The organism is Salmonella sp. A1325 (genome assembly GCF_056991255.1).
In genome coordinates this window covers 123,331-141,172 of sequence record NZ_JAMLWO010000008.1, presented here as the reverse complement: position 1 = coordinate 141,172, position 17,842 = coordinate 123,331, and the positions used below count along the sequence as shown (strand labels likewise).

At 53.9% G+C, this 17,842-nt stretch carries 15 protein-coding genes; all 15 read left to right on the top strand.

What is annotated here, in order from left to right:
* Positions 1-41: 41 nt before the first annotated feature.
* A complete protein-coding gene (locus NAZ64_RS16240; RefSeq protein ID WP_483640989.1) occupies positions 42-2,420 on the top strand; it encodes a DMSO/selenate family reductase complex A subunit in 2,379 nt (792 codons plus the stop codon).
* The gene (locus NAZ64_RS16235) at positions 2,417-3,046 is read left to right on the top strand and encodes a DMSO/selenate family reductase complex B subunit (RefSeq protein WP_000077442.1); all 630 of its coding nucleotides are present in this window, start codon (positions 2,417-2,419) and stop codon (positions 3,044-3,046) included. Before NAZ64_RS16240 ends, NAZ64_RS16235 begins: the two co-directional genes overlap by 4 nt.
* Complete coding sequence (locus NAZ64_RS16230) at positions 3,039-3,848, top strand: dimethyl sulfoxide reductase anchor subunit family protein (protein ID WP_220569715.1); 810 nt, start codon at positions 3,039-3,041, stop codon at positions 3,846-3,848. The genes NAZ64_RS16235 and NAZ64_RS16230 overlap by 8 nt, the downstream gene beginning before the upstream one ends.
* Positions 3,848-4,711 (top strand): 4Fe-4S binding protein, encoded by an 864-nt coding sequence (locus NAZ64_RS16225; RefSeq protein WP_220569716.1) that lies wholly within the window; start codon positions 3,848-3,850, stop codon positions 4,709-4,711. The genes NAZ64_RS16230 and NAZ64_RS16225 overlap by 1 nt, the downstream gene beginning before the upstream one ends.
* Before the next feature lie 120 nt (positions 4,712-4,831).
* Positions 4,832-5,263 (top strand): nucleoside-diphosphate kinase, encoded by a 432-nt coding sequence (gene ndk, locus NAZ64_RS16220; protein WP_000963846.1) that lies wholly within the window; start codon positions 4,832-4,834, stop codon positions 5,261-5,263.
* A 206-nt stretch (positions 5,264-5,469) separates the two neighbouring features.
* Complete coding sequence (gene rlmN, locus NAZ64_RS16215) at positions 5,470-6,636, top strand: dual-specificity RNA methyltransferase RlmN (protein WP_000003211.1); 1,167 nt, start codon at positions 5,470-5,472, stop codon at positions 6,634-6,636.
* A gap of 292 nt (positions 6,637-6,928) precedes the next feature.
* Positions 6,929-7,927: a cytoskeleton protein RodZ gene (gene rodZ, locus NAZ64_RS16210; RefSeq protein WP_079963407.1), complete on the top strand. Its 999-nt coding sequence runs from the start codon at positions 6,929-6,931 to the stop codon at positions 7,925-7,927.
* A gap of 26 nt (positions 7,928-7,953) precedes the next feature.
* Positions 7,954-9,072, top strand: coding sequence for a flavodoxin-dependent (E)-4-hydroxy-3-methylbut-2-enyl-diphosphate synthase (gene ispG, locus NAZ64_RS16205; RefSeq protein WP_000551832.1), 1,119 nt, complete (start codon positions 7,954-7,956; stop codon positions 9,070-9,072).
* Between the two features lie 110 nt (positions 9,073-9,182).
* On the top strand, positions 9,183-10,457 hold the full coding sequence (hisS, locus tag NAZ64_RS16200) for a histidine--tRNA ligase (RefSeq protein ID WP_220569717.1): 1,275 nt from the start codon (positions 9,183-9,185) through the stop codon (positions 10,455-10,457).
* Between the two features lie 13 nt (positions 10,458-10,470).
* Entirely contained in the window at positions 10,471-11,091 is a 621-nt protein-coding gene (locus tag NAZ64_RS16195; protein ID WP_000409190.1) for a YfgM family protein, read from the top strand.
* Between the two features lie 10 nt (positions 11,092-11,101).
* The gene (gene bamB, locus NAZ64_RS16190) at positions 11,102-12,280 is read left to right on the top strand and encodes an outer membrane protein assembly factor BamB (RefSeq protein WP_001177071.1); all 1,179 of its coding nucleotides are present in this window, start codon (positions 11,102-11,104) and stop codon (positions 12,278-12,280) included.
* Between the two features lie 116 nt (positions 12,281-12,396).
* The gene (gene der, locus NAZ64_RS16185) at positions 12,397-13,869 is read left to right on the top strand and encodes a ribosome biogenesis GTPase Der (protein ID WP_000249411.1); all 1,473 of its coding nucleotides are present in this window, start codon (positions 12,397-12,399) and stop codon (positions 13,867-13,869) included.
* 87 nt (positions 13,870-13,956) lie between these two features.
* Complete coding sequence (locus NAZ64_RS16180) at positions 13,957-14,178, top strand: zinc ribbon domain-containing protein (protein ID WP_024797651.1); 222 nt, start codon at positions 13,957-13,959, stop codon at positions 14,176-14,178.
* A 346-nt stretch (positions 14,179-14,524) separates the two neighbouring features.
* Positions 14,525-16,720, top strand: a complete 2,196-nt coding sequence (gene sinH, locus NAZ64_RS16175; RefSeq protein ID WP_220569719.1) for an intimin-like inverse autotransporter SinH — start codon at positions 14,525-14,527, stop codon at positions 16,718-16,720.
* Between the two features lie 57 nt (positions 16,721-16,777).
* Complete coding sequence (locus NAZ64_RS16170; RefSeq protein ID WP_024797649.1) at positions 16,778-17,746, top strand: SinI family autotransporter-associated protein; 969 nt, start codon at positions 16,778-16,780, stop codon at positions 17,744-17,746.
* Positions 17,747-17,842: the final 96 nt, after the last annotated feature.

The window sequence follows — 17,842 nt, the reverse complement described above, 5'->3', positions numbered from 1 at the left end:
ATAAAAACGTGAGAATGGGTTTTTATTTGACGAGTCGGATCATGAAAAATATAAAAAGCCAGGGAAATGGCGAACAGCCCGCTATTTCTCGCCGCCACTTTATCCAGGCCAGCTCCGCGCTTATTGCGTTACCGTTTGTCTCCTCGCCAGCTACCGCTCAGGCGCGCGCTGTGACGGCAACTGAAAACAGGCCTGCGGAAGAAGTCGTTCAGACATGCAGCACTTTTGACTGCGGGGGCAAATGCGATATTCGGGCGCATGTTAGTGACGGTATCGTGACGCGAATTTCAACGCGACCGGATAATGCGCTGGATGCGCAAATGCCGGTGATGCGTGCCTGTGTTCGTGGACGCGCATACCGTAAATTTGTTTATCATCCTGACAGACTTAAATATCCCATGAAGCGCGTAGGAAAACGCGGTGAAGGAAAGTTCGAGCGAATTTCCTGGGATGAAGCGACAACCTTAATCGCCGATAATTTAAAATCGATTACTGAAAAATATGGCCCGGCTTCGCGTTATGTTCATGTTGGTACCGCCGTTTCCGGCGGCACCTTTTCCGGCGATAAAATGGCGCGTCGCCTGCTGAATCTGACCGGCGGCTATCTCGAAAGCTACCATTCTGTGAGTATGGGCAACACGGCGGCCGCGACGCCTTATACTTACGGCATTGCCGCCAGCGGCAGTTCGCTGGATACGCTTTTGGACACCAAACTGGTGATTCTGTGGGGCCATAACCCGACGGAGACCATTTTTGGTCATACCAACTATTTCTTGCAGAAGATGAAGCAGAACGGTACGCGGTTTATCGTGGTCGATCCGCGCTATTCCGACACCGTTTCGTCGCTGGCGGATCAGTGGATCCCGCTACTGCCCACCACCGACAATGCGCTGATGGACGCGATGATGTACGTCATCATCAGCGAGAATCTGCACGATCGCGCATTTATTGCGCGCTACGCTATCGGTTTTGACGAAGACTCAATGCCGGAAGGCGTACCGGCTAACGAATCGCTGGTGGCGTATCTGACCGGCGCCAAAGACGGTGTCGTTAAGTCCCCCGAGTGGGCGGAAAAGATCACCCATGTGCCGGCGCAAACCATTCGCCAGTTAGCGCGTGATTACGCGAATACCAAACCCGCCGCGCTGATTCAGGGGTGGGGGCCACAGCGCCACAACTGCGGCGAGCGCACCGCGCGCGGCTCGACTCTACTGGCGACCATTACCGGTAATGTCGGCATCAAAGGCGGTTGGGCTGCGGGTTACGGCGGCTGCGCTAACCGTAAATTTGCCGCGGGTCCGGAGATGCCGGATAACCCGGTAAAAGCCAAAATTTCGGTGATGAACTGGGTGCAGGCCGCAGACGACGCCAGCAAAGTGACGCCGGATATGGGGCTGAAAGATGCCGATAAGCTGGACAGTAACATCCGTATTCTGTTCTCGCTGGCCGGGAACTATCTGGCGAATCAGAACCCCGATCTGCACCAGGCGGTACGCGTACTGGAGGATGAATCAAAGATCCAATTTATTGTCGCCAGCGATCTGTTTATGACGCCGAGCGCGAAATACGCTGATCTACTGCTGCCGGAAACCAGCTTTATGGAACGCTGGAACATCGGTGAAACCTGGGGCACGGCAAGCTACCTGATGCTCTCTGAAAAACTGATCGAGCCTGAATTTGAGCGTCGCTCCGACTACGACTGGCTACGTGAGGTGGCGGCGAAATTAGGCATTGAGAATGAATTTAGCCAGGGGCGCGATGAGAAAGCGTGGATTGAACACATCTGGGAACAGACGCGCCTGGCGATGCCGGACGAAAATCTGCCGGATTTCGCCACGCTGCAAAAGACCCGTCAGCATCTGTTCAAAAGCGCGCCATTTATCGCCTTTGAAGACAATATTCGCGATCCGGACAATCATCCGTTCCCGACGCCGTCAGGGAAAATAGAGATCTTCTCGAAGCGCCTGTACGACATGCAGCATCCGGAAATCCCGGCGTTATCGCACTACGTTCCTGCACATGAAGGCCCGGAGGATGCGCTGGCAAAAGATTTTCCGCTCCAGTTAATTACGTGGAAAGGAAAAAACCGCGCCAACTCAACGCAATACGCTAACCCGTGGCTGATTGAAGTGCAGCAGCAGACATTGTGGATCAACCCGCAGGATGCGCAAAAGCGCGGCATTGCGCATGGCGACATGGTGCGCATTCATAACTCACGCGGGATTTGCGAAGTCCCGGCGGAAGTGACGCCGCGCATTATTCCTGGCGTTGTCGCGATGCAGGCCGGCGCCTGGTGGCAGCCGGATGAGAACGGTATTGATAAAGGCGGCTGTGCGAACGTCCTCAGCTCGGCCCGTATTACCGCGCTGGCGAAGGGAAATTCACATCAAACCATGCTGGTGGAGGTGGCTAAAGCATGAGTCAGTTTACACATTACCCGCCGGTGAGCGATAAACAACTGGGATTTTTTATCGACTCCTCACGCTGCTCCGGTTGTAAAGCCTGCCAGGTGGCCTGCAAAGACAAAAACAATCTGGAAGTAGGCCGCCGTTTCCGCCGCGTCTATGAAGTCAAGGGCGGAAGTTTCATCCCGACCGGGCAGGGCGGGGTCAGCAATAACGTATTTGCTTATACGCTTTCCATTTCCTGCAACCACTGTGCGGACCCTGTCTGCACCAAAAATTGCCCGACTACCGCTATGCATAAACGCCCTGGCGACGGCATCGTGCGCGTTGATACCGACAAATGCGTCGGCTGTGGCTACTGCGCCTGGTCCTGCCCTTACGGCGCGCCGCAGCTTAACGAGCAGACCGGCCAAATGTCCAAGTGCGACATGTGCGTTGATTTACAGACGAAAGGTGAACAGCCCGTCTGTGTCGCGACCTGTCCGCTGGAGGCCATCAAGTTTGGCCCGATTGATGAACTGCGCGCGAAGTACGGTAGCGTATGCGACGTTAACGGGCTGCCAGATTCATCCATAACCAAGCCTAATCTGGTTGTCAAAGCGCATCATGGCGCAGAAAAAGAGGGTAAACGCCATGCATGAGTTACCGCTGCTGATTTTTACGCTCTGTTTGCAAGGGTCTGTGGGGGTGACGCTGTGGCTGGCGTTGGGCCGCCAGTACGCCGTAGAGGGACGCGTGCCTGCACGCGGCGCGCTTCCCGCGATGGCGGGGGCGTTTGTACTGGCCTGCGTGGGGCTGCTTGCTTCAGCGCTGCACATGGGCTATCCCCTGAATGCGCTAAATGCGTTACGTCATGTCGCCAGTTCGTGGCTGAGTCGCGAAATCGTCTTTGCCAGCCTTTATCTGGCGGCGCTGGGACTGGGGGTTGTGCTGCTGTTTTTCCGAAAGCCAGGCTGGCAGCCGCTGCTGGCGCTGGCGGCAGCGTGCGGGCTGGTGGATGTATTCTGCATGGCGCAGGTTTATATCCATGCCTCGGTGGCGACCTGGCAGCATAGCAACACGCTGGCGCTGTTCTTTGGCACGTCAGGCATTATCGGCTCGGTAGTCATTGCGCTGGCTTATCTGCGCAACGCTGGCGCCGCAATGCGCTGCGCTGTGGTGGTGGTCGCACTGATGGTGCTGATTCGCCTGATCATGCAGCCGTTATGGCTGGCGGATATTAATGCGGTGGATACGACGGTCGTCACTTTCCCGCATCATCCTCTACAGGCGCTGGCGCAGTTGCGCGACGTCTATCTTCTCGGCTGGTGTGTCTCAGCGGCGGGAATGCTCTGCTTTGCCGCAGGCGGTCTGCGAAACGCCAGAGGGACGCTGGTGGCGGGCAGCGTATTGCTGCTTATCGGCGAGATTATGCTGCGCTACGTCTTCTTTAGTATTGGCTGATGGTTAACCTGACGATCGATCCGGCGGTAGACGTGACGCAGGCTTGCGTCCGTCGTCGCTTTCGTTTTTCTTCCTGCCGCGCTTGCGCCGATGTTTGTCCGGCGCAGGCGTTTTCGCTGGCGCAGGGGCAGGTCAGCATAGATACGGCGCGCTGCATAGCCTGTGGCGACTGTCTGTTTGTCTGTCCTGTTGACGCCATTACCGGTATCAAACCGGTTAAACGCTTTGTGCAGGGGGATACGTTGGTGGGGCCGTTTTCGCTACAGGCGCCAACGGTCGATGAACTGCTTCTCTGGCACAGCCAGTACGGTATTCGCTTTATTGATATTGCGGTGGAGCGATCGGCGCAGTGGCTGATGGCGCTGGCGGGGCTAAATTTAGCGCTGCGCCGCTACGGAGAGACGGGCTGGTCTTTCAAACACGTTGTCGGCGCGGAGATTAACGCCTCGCGGCGCACTCTGTTTCATGTTCCGCGCGACGCCATTACTCCGTGCGCCGTCGAGCCGGGGAAACGGCGTCTCAGACAGGCGTTTTCCGCGTTCAGCGAATGCGTACCCGAAATCAGTCCGCAAGAGTGCAGGATGTGCGGTGCCTGCTGGCGAAGCTGCCCGGAAAACGTTATCCAGTTTGACGACAATACCCTGACGATAGTGGCGACGCGTTGTACGGGATGCGGCGGCTGTGCGGCGGTATGTCCGCATCAGGCGCTGCGGCTACGGTTTGACGTGGAACCCGCCTCAACGCGGCATAGTGCGGTGCATACGCTCACCTGCGAAAGCTGCAAACGTACTTTCCATGCTCTTACGTCTGAACACACGCACTGCGTGCTGTGTCAGTCCCCTGAGTTTGCTGTGCGCCTTTGACTTTTGTTGCTAATGCTCATTTTATTTTAAAAAAATGTTACCTGCATCCATAGGCAATTGATGGGATGCTCTTTATAATCCGCGCCTGACATAACAACAGAACATATTTCAGAGGTAAACATGGCTATTGAACGGACTTTTTCCATCATTAAACCCAACGCGGTGGCAAAAAACGTTATTGGCAGCATCTTTGCGCGCTTTGAAGCTGCAGGGTTCAAAATTGTTGGCACTAAAATGCTGCACCTGACCGTTGAGCAGGCGCGCGGCTTCTATGCTGAGCACGACGGCAAGCCGTTCTTTGACGGTCTGGTGGAGTTCATGACCTCTGGCCCTATCGTGGTATCCGTGCTGGAAAGTGAAAATGCGGTACAGCGTCACCGCGATCTGCTTGGCGCCACCAATCCGGCGAACGCGTTGGCGGGTACGCTGCGCGCCGACTACGCTGATAGCTTAACTGAAAACGGCACCCACGGTTCGGATTCGCTGGAATCCGCGCAGCGCGAAATCGCCTTTTTCTTCGGTGAAGGCGAAGTGTGCCCGCGCACCCGTTAATCTCCTTCGTCTTTCACGCTGCAAATGCGTTGGCGATAAATTATCGGTTCAAATATTATTTTTGCTAATGCCGCGTGCAGACGTGGCATCCTTACGCCAGAATTTGTACAATGCAGCGCCCCCGGACGAGCAGTAAGCTTACCGGGGCGTTTCTTTTTTCAACCCTCCAGGGGCCATAACGTGTAATAACGAGGCCGGAATAGCATATGTCTGAACAAATTGTCACACCTGAAAGCAGTACCCCGGTAGTTCCTAACAAAGAAACAAAAATCAACCTGCTGGATCTCAACCGTCAGCAGATGCGCGAGTTTTTTAAAAACTTAGGTGAAAAGCCTTTCCGCGCCGATCAGGTGATGAAATGGATGTATCACTATTGCTGCGATAATTTTGATGAGATGACCGACATCAACAAAGTGTTGCGCGGCAAATTAAAAGAGGTCGCGGAAATCCGCGCGCCGGAGGTCGTTGAAGAGCAGCGTTCCTCAGACGGCACCATTAAGTGGGCGATTGCTGTCGGCGATCAGCGCGTTGAAACGGTCTACATCCCGGAGGATGACCGCGCTACGCTGTGTGTCTCTTCACAGGTAGGATGCGCGCTGGAGTGCAAATTTTGTTCAACTGCGCAGCAGGGCTTTAACCGCAACCTGCGCGTATCGGAAATTATCGGTCAGGTCTGGCGTGCGGCGAAAATCGTCGGCGCGGCCAAAGTCACCGGCCAGCGTCCGATCACCAACGTGGTCATGATGGGGATGGGCGAGCCATTGCTTAACCTGACCAATGTCGTACCGGCGATGGAAATTATGCTCGATGACTTTGGTTTCGGCCTGTCCAAACGTCGTGTCACGCTCTCAACGTCCGGCGTGGTGCCTGCGCTGGATAAACTGGGCGATATGATAGATGTCGCGCTGGCTATCTCCTTACATGCGCCGAATGACACTATTCGCGACGAAATCGTCCCGATCAACAAAAAATACAATATCGAAACGTTCCTGGGCGCGGTTCGCCGCTATCTGGAGAAATCCAACGCCAATCAGGGGCGCGTGACGATTGAATACGTGATGCTTGACCACGTCAACGACGGCACTGAACACGCGCATCAACTGGCGGAGCTATTAAAAGAGACGCCTTGTAAGATTAATCTGATTCCGTGGAACCCGTTCCCTGGCGCGCCGTATGGCCGCAGCTCTAACAGCCGTATCGATCGCTTTTCTAAAGTTTTGATGAGTTATGGTTTCACGACCATCGTACGCAAGACGCGTGGCGATGATATTGATGCGGCGTGCGGACAGTTGGCAGGCGATGTGATTGACCGTACTAAACGTACTCTGCGTAAGCGTATGCAGGGAGAGGTGATTGACATCAAGGCTATTTGATAGCAGTTGCGCCACGGGGCATTCATTATACCGTGGCGCAATGTCAGTTGAATAATATCTGGCGTTGTACTTGTCTGGTCAATAATAACGGTGCGTTTTTGTCGACTTTAAGGCAGTATGTAACGGTGCAACAAGAGTTTAGCCTTGTGTCTTACGCGGTTTTGTCATCTGCGGCCTGACAGGCTTATACTGTCTGACTAAGGTTAACTAACCTGATGTTTCGCGGTGTGGGCGGGCATTACGGCTCGTCGGCGCCTGAATCCTAATTTACACGTACCTGTAGCTGTAGCGAATGAATACTGAAGCCACGCACGACCAAAATGAAGCACAAACCACCGGCGTTCGTCTGCGCAATGCCCGTGAACAACTCGGACTCAGCCAGCAGGCTGTCGCTGAGCGACTTTGCCTGAAGGTTTCTACGGTACGCGATATTGAAGAAGATAAGGCGCCGTCCGATCTTGCTTCAACCTTCCTGCGCGGATATATCCGCTCATATGCGCGTCTGGTGCATGTTCCAGAAGAGGAACTGCTGCCGGGGCTGGAAAAACAGGCCCCGCTGCGCGCCGCCAAAGTCGCTCCGATGCAGAGTTTCTCATTAGGAAAGCGTCGCAAAAAACGCGACGGCTGGTTAATGTCTTTTACCTGGCTGGTACTGTTTGTGGTCGTAGGGCTCACCGGCGCCTGGTGGTGGCAGAACCATAAGGCGCAGCAGGAAGAGATCACGACAATGGCCGATCAAAGCACGGCTGAACTGAACGCAGATAAAGACAGCGGCCAAAGCGTACCGCTGGACACCCGTGACGCGACAAGTCAGGATACGACGCCAGCGCAAACGGCTCCGGCTCCTGCGACGCCGGTTGATTCGACAGCGGCGACGCAAACGCCAGCGCCAACGGCAGCGCAAAATACGGTAGTCGCGCCTTCGCAGGCGAATGTCGATACGGCTGCGACATCTGCCGCGCCAGCGGCAACGGAGACGCCGTCCGCGCTGCCGACCAGTCAGGCTGGCGTAGCGGCGCCTGCTGCCGATCCGAACGCGCTGGTGATGAATTTTACCGCTGACTGCTGGCTAGAAGTCACTGACGCCACGGGTAAGAAGCTGTTTAGCGGTATGCAGCGTAAAGATGGTAATTTAAACCTAACAGGTCAGGCGCCTTATAAACTTAAAATTGGCGCGCCGGCCGCGGTGCAGATCCAGTATCAAGGAAAACCTGTCGATCTGAGCCGCTTTATCAGAACTAATCAGGTTGCGCGTCTGACCCTTAATGCCGAACCGACACCGGCGCAGTAACAGACGGGTAACGCGGGAGATTTTTCATGCATAACCAGGCTCCGATTCAACGTAGAAAATCGACACGTATTTACGTTGGGAATGTGCCGATTGGCGATGGCGCCCCCATCACCGTCCAGTCGATGACTAACACGCGTACCACTGACGTGGAAGCGACGGTTAATCAGATCAAAGCGCTGGAGCGCGTTGGCGCAGATATTGTTCGTGTTTCTGTACCGACAATGGACGCCGCCGAAGCGTTCAAGCTTATCAAACAGCAGGTTAACGTCCCGCTGGTTGCCGATATTCACTTCGACTACCGCATTGCGCTGAAAGTAGCGGAATACGGCGTTGACTGCTTGCGTATCAACCCCGGCAATATCGGTAACGAAGAACGTATTCGTATGGTGGTGGACTGCGCGCGCGACAAAAACATCCCTATTCGTATCGGCGTAAACGCCGGATCGCTGGAAAAAGATCTGCAGGAAAAATACGGTGAGCCGACGCCGCAGGCGTTGCTGGAATCAGCCATGCGCCATGTGGATCATCTTGATCGTCTCAACTTTGATCAGTTCAAAGTGAGCGTAAAAGCGTCCGATGTATTCCTTGCCGTTGAGTCTTATCGTTTGTTGGCTAAACAGATCGATCAGCCGCTGCATCTGGGGATCACCGAAGCGGGCGGCGCGCGTAGCGGGGCAGTCAAGTCGGCGATCGGTTTAGGTCTGCTGTTATCGGAAGGTATCGGCGACACGCTGCGCGTATCGTTGGCGGCCGATCCGGTGGAAGAGATCAAAGTCGGTTTCGATATCCTCAAGTCGCTGCGCATTCGCGCGCGCGGCATCAATTTCATCGCCTGCCCGACCTGTTCTCGCCAGGAGTTCGACGTTATCGGCACGGTGAACGCGCTGGAGCAGCGTCTGGAAGATATCATCACCCCGATGGACGTCTCGATCATCGGTTGCGTGGTGAACGGGCCGGGCGAAGCGCTGGTATCAACGCTGGGCGTGACGGGCGGCAATAAGAAAAGCGGCCTGTATGAAGACGGCGTGCGTAAGGACAGACTCGATAACGACGATATGATTGCGCAGCTTGAATCTCGTATTCGCGCGAAAGCAAGTCAACTTGATGAAGCGCGTCGGATTGACGTGCTGCAGGTTGAAAAATAAGAACGTGATGGGAAGCGGCGCGCTTCCCGTGTATGATTGAACCCGCATGGCTCCCGGTTCGTTCGGGGAAGCGCTGAGGGTTCATTTTTATATTCAGAAAGAGAATAAACGTGGCAAAAAACATTCAAGCCATTCGCGGCATGAACGATTATCTGCCTGGCGAAACCGCCATCTGGCAGCGCATTGAAGGCACACTCAAAAACGTGCTCGGCAGCTACGGTTACAGTGAAATCCGCTTGCCGATTGTAGAGCAGACCCCGTTATTCAAACGCGCGATCGGTGAAGTTACTGACGTGGTTGAAAAAGAGATGTACACCTTTGAGGATCGCAACGGCGATAGCCTGACATTGCGCCCTGAAGGTACGGCGGGCTGTGTACGCGCCGGCATCGAACATGGTCTCCTGTACAATCAGGAACAGCGTTTGTGGTATATCGGCCCGATGTTCCGTCATGAGCGTCCGCAAAAAGGCCGCTACCGTCAGTTCCACCAGCTAGGCGCCGAAGTCTTCGGCTTACAAGGCCCGGATATTGACGCGGAGCTGATTATGCTGACCGCACGCTGGTGGCGCGCGCTAGGCATCGCTGACCACGTTAGCCTGGAGCTGAACTCTATTGGTTCATTAGAGGCGCGTGCGAACTATCGCGATGCGCTGGTCGCGTTCCTCGAACAGCATCAAGAGACGCTGAACGAAGACTGCAAACGCCGTATGTATACCAATCCGCTGCGCGTGCTGGATTCAAAAAATCCGGACGTGCAGGCGCTGCTCAACGACGCGCCCGCTCTCGGCGACTATCTTGATGACGATTCACGCGAGCACTTTGCCGGCCTGTGTAAATTGCTGGACGCGGCGGGGATTGCCTACACCGTCAACCAGCGTCTGGTACGCGGTCTGGATTACTACAACCGCACCGTATTTGAATGGGTAACAAACAGTCTGGGGTCACAAGGCACCGTCTGTGCGGGTGGTCGTTATGACGGTCTGGTGGAACAACTGGGTGGTCGCGCTACCCCGGCAGTGGGCTTTGCGATGGGCCTGGAACGACTTGTTTTGTTAGTTCAGGCAGTTAATCCGGAATTTATTGCCTCTCCTGTTGTCGATATATACCTGGTAGCTGCCGGCGCACAAACGCAGTCTGCGGCAATGACGCTGGCGGAGCGGCTGCGCGATGAAATGCCAGGCGTGAAGCTAATGACAAACCACGGCGGCGGCAACTTTAAGAAACAGTTTGCCCGCGCCGATAAGTGGGGCGCCCGTATTGCACTGGTTCTTGGCGAATCTGAAGTCGCCGATGGGACTGTTGTAGTGAAGGATTTGCGCTCCGGTGAGCAAACGGCAGTGGCGCAGGACAGCGTCGCCGCGCATTTGCGCACTTTATTGGGCTAAGGAGAAGGACAGCGTGGAAATTTACGAGAACGAACACGACCAGGTGGATGCGATTAAACGCTTCTTTGCCGAAAACGGCAAAGCGCTGGCTGTCGGAGTGATTTTAGGGGTTGGCGCGCTGGTTGGCTGGCGTTACTGGAGCAGCCATCAGACGGAGTCCGCGCGTGCTGCTTCTCTGGCGTATCAAAATGCGGTGACGGCGGTAAGCGCCGATAAGCCGGATAGCATTCCCGCCGCAGAAAAATTCGCGGCTGAGAATAAAAATACCTATGGTGCGCTGGCGTCTATGGAACTGGCGCAGCAGTTTGTGGATAAGAATGAACTTAAAAAAGCCGAAGCCCAGTTGCAGCAGGGGTTGGCGGCCACCAGCGATGAAAATCTCAAAGCGGTGATTAATCTGCGTCTCGCTCGCGTTCAGTTACAGCTTAAGCAAGCTGATGCCGCGCTGAAAACTCTGGATGCCGTTAAAGGCGAAGGATGGACGGCCATTGTCGCTGATTTGCGCGGCGAAGCGTTGCTGAGTAAGGGTGATAAAAAAGGCGCGCGCAGCGCATGGGAAGCGGGCGTCAATAGCGATGCTTCTCCGGCGTTGAGCGAAATGATGCAGATGAAAATCAATAATTTGTCCATCTGAGAGGGACCCGATGCAATTGCGTAAATTACTTCTGCCAGGGTTGCTTTCCGTTACCCTGCTCAGCGGCTGTTCACTGTTTAGCGGCGAAGAAGATGTCGTCAAGATGTCTCCATTACCGCAGGTTGAAAACCAGTTTACCCCGACCACTGTCTGGAGCACCTCTGTCGGTAACGGAATTGGCGAATTTTATTCTAACCTTCATCCGGTAATGGCAGATAACGTGGTCTATGCAGCCGATCGCGCGGGCGTGGTAAAAGCGCTCAATGCGGATGATGGCAAAGAGATCTGGTCTGTGAATCTGGGCGAAAAAGACGGCTGGTTCTCTCGTTCGTCCGCGCTGTTGTCCGGCGGAGTCACGGTCGCGGGCGGTCACGTCTATATCGGCAGTGAAAAGGCCGAGGTTTATGCGCTGAATACCAGCGACGGCACTACAGCATGGCAGACGAAGGTCGCAGGCGAAGCGTTGTCTCGCCCGGTTGTCAGTGATGGAATCGTCCTTATCCATACCAGCAACGGTCAGTTGCAGGCGCTAAATCAGGCGGATGGCGCCATTAAATGGACGGTGAACCTGGATATGCCTTCGCTGTCGCTGCGCGGGGAATCTGCGCCGGCAACCGCGTTCGGCGCGGCTATCGTTGGTGGCGACAATGGCCGCGTCAGCGCCGTGTTGATGCAACAAGGCCAGATGATTTGGCAACAGCGTATCTCCCAGGCCACTGGCCCAACGGAAATTGACCGTCTGAGCGACGTTGATACCACGCCGGTTGTGGTAAACGGCGTCGTTTACGCGTTGGCGTATAATGGTAACTTAACGGCGCTGGATCTGCGCAGTGGTCAGATTATGTGGAAACGCGAGCTGGGTTCGGTCAATGACTTTATCGTCGACGGCGACCGTATCTACCTGGTCGATCAGAACGATCGCGTGCTGGCGCTGACCACTGACGGCGGCGTAACGCTGTGGACGCAAAGCGATCTGCTGCACCGTTTGCTGACCTCCCCGGTGCTGTATAATGGTGATTTAGTCGTCGGCGATAGCGAAGGTTATCTGCACTGGATTGATGTTGATGACGGGCGTTTTGTGGCCCAACAAAAAGTAGACAGTTCCGGTTTTCTGACCGAACCGACGGTGGCGGATGGTAAACTGCTTATCCAGGCCAAAGACGGTACGGTCTACGCAATTACGCGTTAATCGTCACGGTTGTGCGTTTTAAAAAACGGCTCCTGGTGTAGGGGCCGTTTTCCTGTTTTTAACAATGGCGCAAAATGCGCGCGTTGTCTGATGATTTTTTTAATGAGGCTTTAAACATGGTACCTGTGGTCGCGCTTGTCGGGCGCCCTAACGTCGGAAAATCCACGCTATTTAACCGTCTGACCCGCACCCGAGATGCGCTGGTTGCGGATTTCCCGGGTCTGACTCGTGACCGTAAGTACGGTCGTGCGGAAGTTGAAGGCCGCGAGTTTATCTGTATCGACACCGGCGGTATTGACGGCACCGAAGATGGCGTCGAAACGCGGATGGCGGAACAGTCGCTGCTGGCGATTGAAGAAGCGGATGTGGTGTTATTCATGGTAGATGCGCGCGCTGGCCTGATGCCGGCGGATGAAGCGATTGCCAAACATCTGCGTTCCCGTGAAAAACCGACCTTCCTGGTGGCGAATAAAACGGATGGTCTCGATCCCGATCAGGCGGTTGTCGATTTTTACTCGCTGGGATTAGGCGAAATTTACCCTATCGCCGCCTCACATGGTCGCGGCGTATTGAGCCTGCTGGAACATGTGCTTCTGCCGTGGATGGATGATGTCGCGCCGCAGGAAGAGGTGGATGAAGACGCGGAATACTGGGCGCAGTTCGAGGCGGAACAAAATGGCGAAGAAGCGCCGGAAGATGATTTTGACCCGCAAAGCCTGCCGATAAAGCTGGCGATTGTTGGTCGCCCGAACGTAGGTAAGTCCACACTCACTAACCGTATTCTCGGCGAAGAGCGCGTGGTGGTATACGACATGCCGGGCACCACTCGCGACAGCATTTATATCCCGATGGAACGCGACGAACGGGAATATGTGCTGATTGACACGGCGGGGGTGCGTAAGCGCGGAAAAATCACCGATGCGGTAGAAAAGTTCTCGGTGATTAAAACGTTGCAGGCGATTGAAGACGCTAACGTCGTACTGTTGGTTATCGATGCGCGCGAGGGGATCTCCGACCAGGATTTGTCTCTGCTGGGCTTTATCCTCAATAGTGGGCGCTCACTCGTTATCGTAGTCAACAAATGGGATGGCCTGAGCCAGGAAGTCAAAGAGCAGGTGAAAGAGACGCTGGATTTCCGTCTGGGCTTTATTGATTTTGCCCGCGTTCATTTTATCTCTGCGCTACACGGCAGCGGCGTCGGCAACCTGTTTGAGTCCGTACGCGAGGCTTACGACAGTTCCACTCGCCGGGTGAGCACTGCGATGCTGACCCGTATCATGACGATGGCGGTTGAAGATCATCAGCCGCCGCTGGTGCGCGGTCGCCGTGTAAAACTGAAATATGCCCACGCTGGCGGCTATAACCCGCCGATTGTGGTTATTCACGGCAACCAGGTAAAAGATCTGCCAGACTCCTATAAGCGCTATCTGATGAACTACTTCCGCAAGTCGTTGGAAGTGATGGGGACGCCGATTCGCATTCAGTTTAAAGAAGGGGAGAACCCGTATGCGAACAAGCGTAACACACTGACGCCAACGCAAATGCGCAAACGTAAGCGTCTGATGAAACATATCAAGAAAAGCAAGTAATGCTTTTTCAGTAATATTCCAGGCCTGACAAGCTCGCGCTATCAGGCCTTTCGAGTAAAAGTGAGTCACGCGCCTGAGGAGAATGTTATGGAAATAACCTGCCCCGTTTGCCATCACGCGCTGGAGCGCAATGGCGATACTGCGCATTGCGAGACATGCGCTAAAGATTTCTCGTTACAGGCAATTTGTCCTGACTGCCGCCAGCCGTTACAGGTTTTGAAAGCTTGCGGCGCAATGGACTATTTTTGCCAGAACGGTCACGGTTTAATTTCAAAAAAACGGGTTAATTTCGTCATTTCCGATCAATAAAACCGCTGTCGACGTTGCGCCGCAGAGCAGAGGCGCCGACGTCTTATCCGGCTAAAGGCAAAATAGTTATTCGATACTCCCGTAATATCAGCATAGTATTCTGCCCGGCGGCTATTTAATTCTTTTTATTTATTCAACTATTTATAGGGAATATTATTCCCTAAAATTAATATTATAAATAAATAGCAGCTTTCTTTTTTATTTATTATATCAATATTATTAGTCTGTTTCATATTAAACATTTCTTTTTAGGAATATATTTAGGCCTGTTGGTTATGATTCCGTGTGAATCATCCATATAATATCGTTTTATAGAGGCGTATTTATTTAACGACAGGGATATCATATGGTGCGAAGGATTCGCATTCTGGTTCTGCTATTAGTGTCTGGAGTATCAGTAGCGGCTTCCGGCGCAGATAACCCTGTATCTGCAAATAATGATGAAAGCCACTCCTCCCTGCCTGATTTAGCCAGCGAATCCGCGAAAAAAGAAGAACAGGAAAATAAAGGAAAGACCTTTAAAGAACGGGGCGCTGACTACTTTATTAATTCCGCCACCCAGGGCTTTGATAATCTCACCCCGCAAGCGCTGGAATCCCAGGCGCGCGGTTATATTCAAGGGCAAGTCACGTCTTCTGCGCAATCCTATCTCGAAGGTATGCTTTCGCCTTATGGTAAAGTTCGTACCAGTTTATCTATTGGCGAAGGCGGCGATCTGGACGGCAGTTCGCTGGATTATTTTATTCCCTGGTATGACAACCAGAGCACGCTTTTCTTTAGCCAGATTTCGGCTCAACGTAAGGAAGACCGCACCATTGGTAACGTTGGGCTTGGCGTGCGCCAGAATGTCGGCAACTGGCTGCTTGGCGGCAACGCATTCTATGACTACGATTTTACGCGCGGTCACCGTCGATTAGGTCTGGGAACCGAAGCCTGGACGGATTACCTGAAATTCTCCGGCAACTATTACCATCCTCTTTCTGACTGGAAAGATTCCAAAGATTTTGACTTTTATGAAGAACGACCCGCGCGCGGCTGGGATATCCGCATGGAAAGCTGGCTGCCGTTTTATCCGCAGCTTGGCGCTAAATTAATTTACGAACAGTACTACGGCGATGAAGTGGCGCTGTTTGGCACCGATAACCTGCAAAAAGATCCTCATGCCGTTACCGTCGGACTAAATTATACGCCGGTACCGCTGGTCACGGTTGGTACGGATTACAAAGCCGGTACTGGCGATAGTAACGATTTTAGCGTTAACGCGACCGTGAACTATCAGATAGGCACGCCGCTGGCGGCTCAGCTCGATCCGGAAAACGTTAAAATTCAGCACTCCTTAATGGGCAGCCGCACCGATTTTGTCGATCGTAACAATTTCATCGTTCTCGAATATCGCGAGAAAGATCCGCTGGACGTTACGTTGTGGCTGAAGGCTGACACCACCAACGAACACCCGGAATGCGTGATTGAAGATACGCCTGAGGCTGCGGTGGGGCTGGAGAAATGTAAGTGGACGGTCAACGCGCTGATTAACCACCATTACAAAATTATTTCTGCTTCCTGGCAGGCGAAAAACAACGCCGCCCGTACGCTGGTGATGCCGGTAGTAAAAGCTAATGCGTTAACCGAAGGCAACAATAACAGCTGGAATCTGGTGCTTCCTGCCTGGGTTAATGCCGAGACCGAGGAGCAGCGCACCGCCCTGAACACCTGGAAAGTACGCATGACGCTGGAAGATGAAAAGGGCAATAAGCAGAACTCCGGCGTGGTTGAAATCACCGTCCAGCAGGATCGCAAAATTGAACTGATCGTCGACAACATTGCCGATACCGATCGCAGCGATCACAGCCATGAAGCCAGCGCGCTGGCCGATGGCGAAGACGGCGTGGTGATGGATCTCCTGATCACCGATTCTTTTGGCGACGCCACGGATCGCAATGGTAACGAACTGGTGGACGATACCATGATGCCAGAGTTGTACGACAGCAATGATAAAAAAGTCACCCTGGCCCAGACGCCCTGCACCACGGAAACCCCCTGCGTGTTTATTGCCAGCCGTGACAAAGAAGCGGGGACGGTGACGCTTTCCAGCACCCTGCCGGGAACTTTCCGCTGGAAGGCGAAAGCAGACGCCTATGGCGACAGTAACTACGTTGATGTCACTTTTATCGGCGACAACCTGAGCGCGCTGAATGCGGTGATTTATCAGGTCAAAGCCGCCAACCCTGTCAACCTTATCGGCAAAGAAGATAAGCACCCTACGGTCAATAATACCTACCGTTTCCTGCTGTGGCGCGACAAGAATAAAGACGGCGTATTCCAGATGTCTGAGCAGCTCACGGAAGAAGAGATGTCGCTGTACGACTACCAGTGGGAGTTTACCGGGCAAAGTACAAACGGACATACCGGCGCGCTGGCCAACACCATGAATGAAGATCTTGTCCTGCCAGTAACCAATAAAGAGGCAGCGCAGAAGTTTGCCGCCAATGAGGAAGATGGCGTTCAGGGTTACGGCATACGCGTTACGTATAGCCAGAAATAGCGTCAGCGTTATGGCTGACCAGCCAGCCGCTGAATTTGGAGAAAAAGGAGAGTCTGAATGCAAGCAACAGTAAAACGGCGGCTGACGAAGGTCGCTTTAGCATTAGTGGTTGCCGGATATTGCGCCGCGCCAGCGGTGGCGGCAAACGGTAATCTGAAATCGGGGCAGTGGCAGATTGTCTCTGAACAGACGGGCACCATTCAGGGTACGGTGCCGTGGATTACCCGTGCGGCGGATAAAACCGCGGATACCGACAAAGATCACGTGACGGTAACTATCGATCGCGGCTCAAGGACCATTACGACCGAAGGCGATAAGCAGTTTCACGTTGGCGATAAAGTCACGGTGAACTGGGCGATTGGCGATACGGAAGGCGACCTCGACACCGACAACGCCGCCACGAAACTGACGGTGCAGTGGATGAGATACAGCGACCAGAATGGTAGCAATCCCGAAGAGATTGGCACCAAAGGTAGCGATACCTATGAAATTCAGGCGGGTGATGCAGACCACTATATCGGTATCAAAATCACGCCAACCACCACTACCGGCGACCCTGCCGTGGCAACCGAACTGCTGTTGAAAGACCTGTCGACCAATACGGGCGGTGGTTCGGATGACGACGATATTCCGGAAGGTCCGGTGGTGGATGAAAACGTCCATGTGGTTATCTACGAGTCTGGCTCAACCACCAACCTGCTGGGTACCTCTACTCCGCTCAAAACCAACACAACTTATAAAGTTCTGTTGTGGAAAGATAAAGAGGGTGGTACGGCAGGTAAATACGATACCGGTGAAGAGGTTACCAGCCAGTACGACTACCGCTGGAAATTCGTCGGCACCAGTAAAATTGCAGGTACCGGTACTGGCGGTATCGTCAACGAAAGCTGGAACGATAAAGACCTTGTCATCCCTGTCACCAACGCCGAAGCGAAAACGGCGTTCGAAGGAGCAGACGGCGGCGTTACCGTGGGTAGCGACGGTGTCCAGGGCTTTGGTTTGTCCATCGACTACAGACGCAAATAAGTTGTCCTCAACATACCACTCCCTGCGGGGAGTGGTATTTTCCGCGCACTTTGCTTAGCTGCACGCTAAGCAAAGTGGGTTGAATTACGACAAAGA